The following is a 12528-nucleotide window of genomic DNA, read 5'->3' as shown; positions in this document are numbered from 1 at the left end:
TATTGACTGGTGGACTATCGATGGAACTGATGCACTCAGGCGCAACTTTTCGCCGTTCGTTTAAGCTCAGCGTTCTCTGTGCGGGCATGGCTTTACTTTACAGTTCTCAACTTTTAGCGGCCAGTGACGCGTTAACCCGGGCGGGGCAAATTACCTCAGCAGGTTTAGCGCAACAGCAAGAACTGCCTTCATTAACCGGTGAGGTGGCGGAACCCGCCCTCGCCAACGTCCCCGATTTTCTGACCATCAACCAGGCGGTGCAGCGCGCCATTCAGTGGCATCCCGATATCGCTCAGGCGGTAGGGAAAATGCTGGAGCAGGCCAATCAAGTTGATGTGGCGAAAGCCAAATATTATCCACAAATCAGTGCTGGCATGAACAACGGCTACAGCAACGCATACAGCGAAAAGGGCTTCAGCCCGTCGTTTGTGCTGTCGGTTTCGCAGATGCTGTATGACTTTGGCAAGGTCAGCAGTTCGGTGCGTTCCGCAGAAGCGGGCGTGGCGCAGGAGCAGGCCAACGTGCTGGTGAGTATTGATACCGTGGCGCACGATACCGCCGCAGCGCTGGTGGAAGTGCAGGGTTATCAGCAACTGGTGATCATTGCGCAACAGCAGCTCACGGCGCTGAGTAAGATTGGCGATCTGGCGCGACAGCGTAATGAAGAGGGCGCGGCGTCGCTTTCGGATGCCACGCAAACCGATGCGCGTATCGAAGGGGCGCGCACTACGTTGATACAATATCAGGCTAACCTCGATCGCTGGCGCGCCACGCTGGCGACCTATCTTGGCTGGCCGCTGGTGAAAAAAGTCAGCGACGATTTCCCCACCAAACTCACGCAATCCTGTCAGGTGGCGAAAGCCGATGACAAGCTCAATCCGTCGGTGCTGGCCGCCTGGGCGCAGGCTAATCAGGCGCAGGCCAAACTTGATAATGCCAACGCGCAAAACATGCCGACCATCTCGCTGGAACCGCAGGTGACGCATTATCTCAACAATCACTACTCCGGCAGCGAATCGCTGGATCGCACTCAGTATTCGGCATTTGTGAAAGTAGAAATGCCGCTCTATCAGGGCGGCGGTATCACCGCCAGCCGGGACGCAGCAGCCAATGCGCTGCAAGCCGCCAATGCCGCTGTTAACTCGGCACGGCTCAAAGCGCGTCAGCAGTTAAGCGAGTCGCAGAACGAGTCGCAAAGCCTGTCGCTCAGCCTGGCGATCATGGGTCGGCAACAGGCGCTGGGCGAGAAAACCCAGTCGCTGTATCAGGATCAGTATCTGCAACTCGGCACGCGTCCGTTGCTGGATGTACTCAACGCCGAGCAGGAAGTGTTCCAGACCCGTTTCACGCTTCAGCAAACCATCAGTCAGTTACGCTCACTGCAGCTCGATTGCCTCTACAGCACCGGGCATATGCGGTCGGCGTTTGCCTTGAATAATCAGCGGATCCAGTCCGTGGAGATCCAGCCATGACGCAATTACAGATTCCCGACGCGCCCGATAGCGCGTCCGGGGGAAACGTGCCCTTACACGGATGGGCCACCGCAATCATCCTGATTGCCACCCATTATCGCTTGCCCTGTTCGCCGGGCATGATCATGGCCGCTGCCGAATGGCAAGGCAAACAGTCGCGCGATAAAGCGTTGCGCCATCTGGCGCGCCAGGCCGGTTTATCGTTGCAGCTGTATGAAGAGAATAAGTGGGAGATCACCAGTTGGCGCTTGCCGCTGGCGATCGAACTGGCCGACGGTCAGGTGGGCGTGATCACCCAGTTTGATGGCGATGATGAAGTGCGGGTGCATTTCGCCGGTGATGAACAGCCAGCGCCGATTGCGCTGGAAACCTTGCTGCCGGAAATCCGTTTTGCCGCCGCGCTGCGTCCGGTTACCGCGGCCAAAGACAGCCGCGTCGATCGCTATCTCGCCACGGTGAAACCGGATTGGCTGCGCCGTCTGGTGCTGCACGATCTGCGGCCGTATGGCTATGTGATGCTCGGATCCTTCCTGATCAACCTGCTGGCGCTGGTCGGCATTATCTTCTCGATGCAGGTGTACGATCGGGTGATCCCGGCGCAGTCCTATCCCACGCTGTACGTGCTGTATATCGGCGTGATCATCTCGGTGGTGTTCACTTACATCCTGCGTGTAGGGCGCGATCACGTGACCGATCTGCTGGGTAAGCGCGCCGATATGCGCGTCTCCGATCGGGTATTTGGCCATGCGCTGCGGCTGCGTAACAGTGCGGTGCCGCGTTCGACCGGTACCTTTATCTCACAGCTGCGCGAGCTGGAGGCGATCCGCGAAATGGTCACCTCCACCACGGTAACGGCAATTGTCGATATGCCGTTCTTCCTGCTGTTCCTGCTGGTAATGGCGATTATTGCGCCGCAGCTGGCGTGGATTGCGCCGGTGGCGGTGCTGCTGATGATCTTGCCGGGCGTGCTGAGCCAGAAGAAGCTTTCGAAGCTGGCGCAGCAAAACCTGAAAGAGTCGACGCTGCGTAATGCGGTGCTGGTGGAGAGCGTGCAAGGGTTGGAGGATATCAAGCTGATGCAGGCGGAAGATCGCTTCCTGCAACAGTGGAACAGCTACATTCGCATTACCGCGCAATCCGGCGTGGAGATGCGCAAAGTGATGCACTCGCTGATTACCTGGGGCGTCACCGTACAAGGTTTGGTATATGCCAGCGTGATTGTGATCGGTGCGCCGATGGTGATCAACGGTGATATCACCACCGGTGCGATTGTGGCGGCGTCGTTGCTCTCTTCACGCATGATTGCGCCGATGGCCACGCTGTGCGGCGTGCTGGCGCGCTGGCAACAGGTGAAAGCGGCGAAAGGCAGCCTTGATGCGTTGATGAATTTGCCGGTGGAGAACAGCAAAGACGAAACGCGCATTCATACGCCGGTGCTGTTTGGTCACTACCAATTCACCGATGCGATGTTCCGTTATTACACCGATTCTCTGAACATCGCGCTGCGCATTAAAAGCCTGACCATCAAACCGGGCGAGCGCATCGCGGTGCTGGGACGCAACGGTTCGGGTAAATCGACCTTGCTGCAGGCGATGATCGGCGGCATCGATTTGGTCGGCGGTGAACTACGGCTGGATAACCTCAGCCTGCCGCACATTGATATAGCGGATGTGCGGCGCAACGTGGGTCTGTTGACGCAAAACGCGCGCTTGTTCCACGGCACGCTGCGGGAAAATCTCACCATGGGCGCGGCACACGCCACCGATGATGCCATCTTCGGCGCGCTCACCGTCAGCGGCGGCGCGGATTTCATTCGTCGTCTGCCGCTCGGCCTTGATCATCCGATCATGGAAGGCGGCGTTGGGCTTTCTGGTGGTCAGCGTCAGTCGCTGCTGCTGGCGCGCATGTTGCTGCGCGATCCCAACATTATCCTGCTGGATGAGCCGACGGCGGCGCTCGACGATCACACCGAGAAAGAGTTTATCGAACGGCTCGGTCAGTGGCTCAACGGCCGCACCTTGATCGTGGCAACGCACCGTGCGGCGATCCTCGCGCTGGTGGATCGTGTGCTGGTGTTGAAAGAGGGACAACTGGTGATGGATAGCCCGAAAGAGAACGCCTTGCCGGCACCGCGTGCTAACGGCATTCCGCCGGAGGCGCAATCATGATCAAACAATTACCGGCAAGACTGCGCTTAGTAACGGCGGCAGAAGTGGATTCCTCCGACGATCTGCTGGGTGAGCTGCGATCCGAAACCCATTACACCGGCGCGGTGCGGCTGATCGTCATCAGTACCGCACTGATCTTCGTCACGGTTATTTGGGCATGGTTTGGCGTGCTGGATGAAGTCTCCACTGGCACCGGCAAAGTGATCCCCAGCTCGCGCGATCAGGTGCTGCAATCACTGGAAGGCGGCATTCTCACCGAGCTGTATGTGCATGAAGGCGATCAGGTGCAGGCCGGACAAGTGGTGGCGCGTCTGGATGCCACGCGATCGGAATCTAACGTCGGCGAAAGTGCGGCGCGCTATCGTGCGGCATTGGCTGCCGCCTCGCGCCTCAATGCTGAAGTGAACGATCAGCCGCTGAGTTTCCCGGCGGAGCTGAACAAGTTTCCCGATCTGATCGCATCAGAAACGCGGCTGTATAAAACCCGCCGCGCGCAGCTGACCGATGCCACCGCGCAGTTCAAAGAGTCGCTGGCACTGGCTAACCGCGAGCTGGCCATCACGCAGCGCCTGGCGAAAACCGGCGCTGCCAGTAGCGTGGAAGTGCTGCGTTTACAGCGCGATAAATCGGATCTGGAACTGAAGCTCACCGATATGCGTTCGCAATATTACGTTCAGGCGCGCGAGGAGCTGGCAAAAGCCAACGCCGAAGCCGACAGCATGGCGCAAGTGGTGAAAGGGCGCGAAGACACGGTAACGCGATTGACCATCCGTTCACCGATGCGCGGTATCGTGAAAAACATCAAAGTCTCGACCGTGGGCGGCGTGGTGCCACCGAATGGTGAGCTGATGAACATTGTGCCAATGAACGATCGTCTGCTGATTGAAGCGCGATTGTCACCGCGCGATATCGCCTTTATTCGTCCCGGCCAGCGGGCGGTGGTGAAGATCTCGGCTTATGACTACGCCATTTATGGCGGCCTGAACGGCGTGGTGGAGAGCATCTCGCCGGATACCATTCAGGATGAGGTGAAACCGGAAATTTACTACTACCGCGTGTTTATCCGCACCGATAACGACTATGTGCAGAATAAAGCCGGTAAGCGCTTCTCTATCAGTCCCGGCATGGTTTCTACCGTGGATATTAAGACCGGAGAGAAGACGGTGATGGATTATCTGATTAAGCCGTTTAATAAGGGTAAAGAGGCGATGCGCGAACGTTAAATTCGTCGTTACCTAATTGAAAACGCCGTTGATTCTTTGAGAGTCGCGGCGTTTTTTTTAACCAAACTTTTAAGTCGAATGATTAACGTGTAACACTCTCACCCTGATATTTATTCTCTATGAGAAATGTCCTGAGGTTTACCTGCGGGTAAATCAAGTCATTTCTTAAATCTCCGCCACTATGTTGGATATATATTCGTGCGAGTCTTTTCTTATAAGGAATGACCAAACATGACGGCGGCGTTTACCGAGACGTATCAATAAAACTCAAACCTGATACTTAAATAAATTTTGATGATAGATGCATATTGATGAAAGACAATTCCAGGAAGAACAGCTTACGCAAGCATTTATCGGTTTTCACCCTGGCGGGTATCCAAAAGCATCTGGCGAAAATTATCATTGTTGCGCCAATGGTGCTGTTAATTGTTTATCTGGCTATTTTTAGTCAGCCGCGCTATGTGAGTGAATCAAAGGTTGCCGTTAAACGTTCAGATGATCTTGCCGGCAATAATCTTAATGTCGGATTACTATTAGGCGCTTCTAATCCAAGTTCAGTGGAAGATGCTTTTTACCTCAAAGAGTATATTAACTCACCGGATATGCTGCTAACGCTTGATAAAAAACTCAATTTTTATCAGGCATTCAGTGAGGGCGGATTAGATTTCCTCAATAAGTTGCCGGCAGGAGAAAGCGCTGAAGGTTTGTTGCGCCATTATCGCTCGCGCATCAGCGTAACCTACGACGATAGAGCCGGATTGCTTACGCTACAGACGCAAGGCTTTAGTCCGGAATTCGCACTGCGTTTTAATCGTGAAGTTTTGATTGAATCAGAACGTTTTATTAATGAGCTTTCGCATCATATTGCCCGCGAACAGCTTAGTTTTGCTGAAGCAGAGATGGAGAAAGCCCGTCTGCGCTTAAAAATCAGCAAGGATGAACTCCTTGCTTATCAAAATAGTAATAACGTACTGGATCCTGAAGCGCAGGCCTTAGCAGCGAATGTGCTGGTAAATACATTGATCGGACAGAAGACGCAAATGGAAGCGGAATTGCGCAACCTACTGACCTACTTACGTGACGATGCGCCCCAGGTGGTGAGTTTACGTAATGCGATTGATTCCATGCAGGCGCAGATCGAAAGTGAAAAAGGCAAAATCACTGCGCCGCAGGGTGAAAAATTAAATCACATGGCGGCAGAATTCGAAGAGATAAAATCAAAGGTCGCGTTTGATAATGAATTGTATAAATTAGCGCTGACTGCCATTGAAAAAACCCGAGTAGAAGCTGCGCGTAAATTGAAAGTGTTATCAGTTATTAGTTCACCACAATTACCGCAAGAATCTACCTTCCCTAACACACCTTATTTAATTGCTTGTTGGTTGTTAGTGTGCTGCCTGATGTTTGGCACGCTTAAATTACTGCTTGCCGTAATTGAAGACCACCGGGATTAATGCTGTCGCAAAATGAGTTTGCTATGAAATTATTATCATCACTATTACTGATTACCGTTAGTCTCGCTCTGCCGATTCGCGCAGCCACAGACATTATGGCTGACCCCATTTTATCGGGAACAGCGTCGCAATCATTTTTATCAGGTAATCAAAACCAGATTGGATTTGTTGACGCACCACCGGCCGTTATTCCCGTCGCATTGAGCCGTATGTTTGGTGCGCAGTTGTTTAATGGCACCAGTGCAGACAGCGGTGCAACCACCGGCTTTAATCCAAACTATGTGCTTAACCCCGGCGATAGCATTCAGGTGCGTTTGTGGGGAGCCTTTACCTTTGATGGTGCGCTTCAGGTTGATCCAAAGGGCAATATTTTTCTGCCAAATGTGGGGCCGGTCAAAGTGGCTGGCGTCAGCAATAGCCAGCTTAATGCGCTGGTTATCAGTAAAGTGAAGCAGGTTTACCAATCTAATGTCAGTGTCTACGCCTCACTGCTGCAGGCGCAGCCCGTCAAAGTGTATGTGACTGGTTTTGTACGCAATCCGGGGCTGTATGGCGGCTTAACTTCAGATTCGTTGCTCAACTATTTGATTAAGGCGGGCGGCATCGATCCCGATCGTGGCAGCTACGTGGACATCAACGTGAAGCGTGGCAATAAAGTACGTTCAAGCATCAATCTGTATGATTTTTTACTCAACGGTAAACTGGGCTTGTCGCAGTTTTCTGATGGCGACACCATTGTGGTTGGGCCGCGCCAGCATACGTTTAGCGTGCAGGGCGATGTGTTCAACAGCTATGACTTCGAATTTCGCCATAGCAACATTTCGGTTACCGAAGCCCTGAGCTGGGCAAGACCTAAACCCGGAGCCACCAATATCACCATCATTCGTAAGCAAGGTTTGGCGAAGCGCAGCGAATATCATCCGATTGGCACCGCAGCCGGGCGCATGTTGCAGGATGGTGACACCTTAATTGTCAGCACCGACCGCTATGCCGGCACCATTCAGGTGCGCATCGAGGGTGCGCACTCCGGTGAGCATGCGATGATCTTACCGTACGGTTCCAACATGCGCGCCGTTCTGGCGAAAATCCGTCCGAATAGCATGTCGCAGATGACCGCCATTCAAATTTATCGTCCCTCAGTGGCGGCTCGTCAGAAAGAGATGATGAACGTCGCGCTGCAAAAACTCGAAGAAGCGTCTCTATCTGCCCAGTCATCGACTAAAGAAGAGGCCAGCTTACGCGTACAGGAAGCGCAATTGAACAGCCGCTTTGTGGCCAAAGCACGCAACGTTGTGCCTAAAGGTGAAGTGATCATCAATCAGAAAAACCTCGACGGGATTTTGTTGGAAGATGGCGATGTCATTAGCATCCCTCAGAAAACGTCGTTGGTTCTGGTACACGGTGAGGTGTTGTTCCCTAATGCGGTGAGCTGGGAAAAGGGGTTACGTCCGAAAGATTACATAGCGAAGTGCGGCGGTCTGACGCAGAAGTCGGGTAATGCCAGAGTGATTGTCATACGCCAGAACGGCGCCGCTGAAAATGCAGAGGATGTTGATCAAATCAATCCTGGTGACGAGTTGATGGTGCTGCCGAAGTACGAGTCGAAGAACATCGAAGTCACTCGTGGACTTTCAACCATCCTGTATCAACTAGCAGTAGCAGCGAAAGTCGTGTTAACGCTGTAAGGCAGAGCAGAAATGATCGGTGTTTTCTCTTCAGGAATTTGGCGTATTCCACATTTGACCAATTTTCTGGCACAGCCGTGCCAGAAGTTATCGCCCTTTATGCCCATCGCCGATGACATTGCTTCAATTGCGGTATGGGGGCACCGGCCAAGTGTGCATAAGCCTGTGGCGCGCGCACTGAATGCAGGTAAGCCGGTGCTGCGACTGGAAGATGGTTTTATTCGCTCACTGGATCTCGGCGTGAATGGTGCACCGCCACTCTCGATGGTGCTGGATAATGTTGGCATCTACTACGATGCCAATCAGCCAAGCGCGTTGGAGATACTTATCCGCGACCGGGATGCTAATAAAGCACTCGCAGCGGAGGCGGAAAGCGCCATGCGCATCATCGTTGCAGAAGATCTATCGAAATATAATCAGGCGCCGCCCTTTGTTGTCGAACATCATGTTCCAGCAGACATTGTTTTAGTCATTGATCAGACGTTTGGTGATATGTCAGTCAGTTATGGAAATGCTGGACCTGCTGATTTTGACAATATGCTGGACGCTGCGTTGAGAGAAAATCCCACGGCAACCATCTGGATTAAAATTCATCCTGATGTATTGCAAGGAAAGAAGGCGGGATATTTTCGGGAGTTGGAAGCTAGCCAGCGTATTCACTTGATAGCTGATAACGTTAGTCCATATTCACTTTTGCGACATGTTGCGCGAGTCTATGTCGTGACCTCGCACTTTGGTTTTGAAGCCTTAATGGCAGGCAAACCAGTCACCTGCTACGGGCAACCCTGGTATTCAGGTTGGGGATTAACGGATGATCGACATCCGCAAGCGCAGGAATTAAGCCGGCGGCGAGGGCGAGCCAGCTTACTTGAGTTATTTTCCGCTGCCTACTTACGCTATAGCCGTTATATCAATCCGGCCAACGGTGAACCGGCAACTTTATTTGATGTGCTTAACTGGATGAAATTGCAGAGACGCCATCAGCAGCAACGAAACGGGTCTCTTTGGGCGCCAGGATTATCGCTGTGGAAATACAGCATCCTCAAACCATTTTTGGATACCGGAGTCAACAGATTAAGTTTTTCGCGTCCCTGTGTTGAGACCACAGCTTGCGTAGTCTGGGGAGTTCACGGTGAACGACGTTGGGAACAGGAGGCTAATGCACGCCATTTACCGATCTGGCGTATGGAAGACGGTTTTTTACGATCATCCGGATTGGGTTCTGATCTCCTGGCTCCGCTATCTCTGGTATTGGATAAGAGGGGTATTTATTACGATGCAACCCGGCCAAGTGACTTAGAAGATATGCTTAATAAGAGCATGCTGAGTACTACGCAACTCTCACGTGTTGAAAAACTGATGAAACGACTGGTTGCCAGCAAATTGAGTAAATACAATTTGGGGGCGGAATTTAGTGTTCCAGCGGAATCGTACGGGAAACGCATAATATTAGTGCCTGGACAGGTTGAAACTGACGCATCTATTCAAAAGGGTGCTTTTTCAATTAACACTAATTTAAAACTGTTAAGCATTGTGCGTGAGCGAAATCCTGACGCTTATATTATTTATAAGCCACACCCTGATGTACTAGTAGGTAATCGTTTGGGGCATATTTCACAGCATATAGTCTCTCAATATGCTGATTTTCAAGTGCTAGATGCGGATATCATACAATGTATTCAGGTCGCGGATGAGGTTCATACCATGACTTCTCTCGCAGGTTTTGAAGCCTTATTACATGGAAAACACGTTTACTGCTATGGCTTACCATTTTATGCCGGCTGGGGACTCACGCACGATGAGCATCGCTGTGAACGCCGTCAACGTAAGTTACGGCTTGAGGAAATGGTGTATCAAGTATTAATTAGATATCCCACCTATATCCATCCACAACGATGGGAAGCGATAACCGCCGAAGAAGCGGTAGAAATATTGATTGGTACACCACGCACTGCGTTAGTAATCAGGAAGAATAAATGGGACAAATTGAAAAGAAATGTGCGAAAGATAAAGATGTTTTGCAAAATAAAACTGCACTTATAAATGTAATTTTTCAGGTTGACTTTAGTAATGAATATCAGAGGAAAAGCTGTTAATAAAATCCTTGCCGGTGAGCGTTATCTATTATTACAGGGACCAATGGGACCTTTTTTTACCTTCCTGTCGGAATGGCTGGAGTATCATAATCGAGAAGTTATTAACGTTGTATTCAATGGCGGTGACCGTTTTTATTGCAAAAACAGGAGGTTTTTGACCTACCTGCTTAAAGCTCGTGAGATAGCGGGTTGGTTAGATGAAGTTCAGCAACAATACCGTTTTGATACCATTATCTGTTTTGGCGACTGCCGACCTCTTCACCATTATGCAAAACAGTGGGCATCCGAGAATGGGGTGCGTATATTAGTATTTGAAGAAGGCTATCTACGGCCGCAATTTATTACTTTAGAAGAGGGCGGTGTAAATGCAAATTCTTCGCTTTCACGCGATGCGAACTTCTATCTCAATCAACCCGATCAGCTTCCGCTTCAGGTTTTGCCTGTTGAATCATGTACCAAAAAGCAATATGCTCATGCTGCGTGGTACTATTTAAATAGCTGGTACTATCGTAAAGAATTTTTGAATTACCAACATCATAAGCCATTATCGATATGCTATGAAGCCGGTTGCTGGATCCGTTCAGGATGGCGGAAAGTGATTTATTCGTTAAAGCAAAGAAAATTACTTGCGAAGTTGCAACAAGAATTGGATAAAAATTACTTTCTGGCTATTTTGCAGGTATACAACGACAGTCAGGTGACGAGCCACAGTCCTTATAATGATATTCGGGATTATATCTATGAGGTAATTTTCTCCTTTGCACGTCATGCACCGCTAGAAAGCACACTTGTCATTAAGCATCATCCAATGGATCGAGGCCATCGACAATACCATTCATTAATTGATCAATTGTGCGTAAAGCTGGGTATTCGGGGGCGTGTAATGTATGTCCACGATTTACCATTGCCGGATTTACTTAACCATGCAAAGGGGGTTGTGACCATTAATAGTACGGTAGGAATTTTAGCGCTGAACTATAACAAACCTTTAAAAGTGATGGGTAATGCACTTTATGATATCAAAGGCCTTACATTCCAGGATAGCCTTGACAAGTTTTGGAGTATGGGTGAATTACCGGACATGAAGTTATTCGAACATTTTTTATCTCATCTTTTAATTTCAACGCAGATTAACTCGGCATATTATCCTTGTCTTAACAAACCTGATGTTGGCGATGCATTTTCAGAGTTAAGGACGAATTGAAAACGGATGAAAAAATCTGCGATGGGCTAAATATCAATTTATAAAAGGAGGTTGTTTATTTAAGGAGGTGGTTATTTGTGCTTTTACGGTCAGATTTAACTGATACGGCTTGGTCGGAATGAATGTTCTTAATTGTATTTCCATGTGCATTAATTAATCTTATCGCTGTCTTTTTACAATCGATGAAAGTGCAATTATCTATAACAGAGTTATCAATTGCTTGAAGTTGTATCGCATTACTACTGGTGTTTTTGAATAAGCAGTCGCTAATTATTATTGACTGATGATGTTTTTCAGGATTGCTATGTGAAGCGACACCTTTTTGTACGTTTATGAATTTACAAGATAGTATATTCACTCTTTTGCATGAAGAGTTATCCCAATTGCCATAGGCTGGAAATCCTGGTTTGCTGTTGTAGTCGATGTTTATTTCCTCGTGAGAACCCGACTGAGATATCATCGTATCCGAGAATATGCAGTTGCTAACTGTGAAATCCTCTTGAGCATTACACTCTATTCGATGAGAATTTTTGCCATTATAAAAATGGATGTTGTGTAAAAATACGTTTTTTGAACGGCCAAAAATCATTGCACTACGGCTTTTTTCAGCCAGATCACCACGTAAATTTATTGAGAAATCTGATAAAAAGTATTTTCCTCTCCCGTTATATCCACTGCGCTTAATGAAGTTTGGATTACCTCTCTCTCCATTAACGAATAGCCAGCTATTTTTAGTATTTCGATATTCAATGATGGATGTCGCCATACCAGAACCAATAATCCTTACATTTGGGCCAAGTTCAATATGATTTTTTACGATTAAATGCCCTTCATTGAAGTAGTACTGTCCCTCATTTGCAAGTATTTTCCTCAACGTAAGTGTATCATCATGATGTCCATCCATTTTGAGTCCCAATTGCTTAAAGGAAATTATATCCTTATAAATAGGGATGATGAAAATTTCTCTCCCAACTTTAATGGAATGAGCGATTTTTACATTTTTACCAAATATTACACGATACAGCATGCTGCTTTCTTTTTCGGGGTAATAAAATCCTCGGGTCTTGACTATCATCCCATCGAACAAATCAATATATTTGATATCAGAAACTGAGTTTACAGTTTTATCTATATGCTTATCACGTAATTGAAAGTTGAATGCAGTTGCTTTACTTATTGCAGGGAATGTAATCAAAATGCTTAGCAGCGATCTTCGTGTAATCATT

The 12528-nt window shown here is 49.2% G+C and carries 8 protein-coding genes; 7 read left to right on the top strand and 1 reads right to left on the bottom strand.

Features of this window, described 5'->3' with window-relative positions:
- Positions 1-20: 20 nt before the first annotated feature.
- The 7 genes from ACXIZX_RS15285 (at position 21) to ACXIZX_RS15255 (ending at position 11302) form a co-directional block, all read left to right on the top strand.
- Complete coding sequence (locus tag ACXIZX_RS15285) at positions 21-1472, top strand: TolC family outer membrane protein (protein ID WP_179452197.1); 1452 nt, start codon at positions 21-23, stop codon at positions 1470-1472.
- On the top strand, positions 1469-3640 hold the full coding sequence (locus ACXIZX_RS15280) for a type I secretion system permease/ATPase (RefSeq protein ID WP_179452198.1): 2172 nt from the start codon (positions 1469-1471) through the stop codon (positions 3638-3640). The genes ACXIZX_RS15285 and ACXIZX_RS15280 overlap by 4 nt, the downstream gene beginning before the upstream one ends.
- Positions 3637-4863, top strand: a complete 1227-nt coding sequence (locus ACXIZX_RS15275) for an HlyD family type I secretion periplasmic adaptor subunit (RefSeq protein WP_479404468.1) — start codon at positions 3637-3639, stop codon at positions 4861-4863. The genes ACXIZX_RS15280 and ACXIZX_RS15275 overlap by 4 nt, the downstream gene beginning before the upstream one ends.
- Before the next feature lie 311 nt (positions 4864-5174).
- Positions 5175-6317 (top strand): capsule biosynthesis protein, encoded by a 1143-nt coding sequence (locus ACXIZX_RS15270; protein WP_479404467.1) that lies wholly within the window; start codon positions 5175-5177, stop codon positions 6315-6317.
- A 23-nt stretch (positions 6318-6340) separates the two neighbouring features.
- Entirely contained in the window at positions 6341-8002 is a 1662-nt protein-coding gene (locus ACXIZX_RS15265; RefSeq protein WP_479404466.1) for a polysaccharide biosynthesis/export family protein, read from the top strand.
- 12 nt (positions 8003-8014) lie between these two features.
- On the top strand, positions 8015-10045 hold the full coding sequence (locus ACXIZX_RS15260; RefSeq protein WP_179452200.1) for a capsular polysaccharide biosynthesis protein: 2031 nt from the start codon (positions 8015-8017) through the stop codon (positions 10043-10045).
- Positions 10046-10078: 33 nt separating this feature from the next.
- Positions 10079-11302, top strand: a complete 1224-nt coding sequence (locus ACXIZX_RS15255) for a capsule biosynthesis protein (protein WP_179452292.1) — start codon at positions 10079-10081, stop codon at positions 11300-11302.
- 55 nt (positions 11303-11357) lie between these two features.
- On the opposite strand, the gene ACXIZX_RS15250 is transcribed toward ACXIZX_RS15255, so the two are convergent.
- A complete protein-coding gene (locus tag ACXIZX_RS15250) occupies positions 11358-12527 on the bottom strand; it encodes a glycosyl hydrolase family 28-related protein (RefSeq protein WP_179452201.1) in 1170 nt (389 codons plus the stop codon).
- Position 12528 lies beyond the last annotated feature (1 nt).

The sequence above is a fragment of the Candidatus Pantoea symbiotica genome (genome assembly GCF_056491525.1).
The sequence above is the reverse complement of the archived record's forward strand: the minus strand, read 5'-3'. Positions and strand labels throughout refer to the sequence as shown.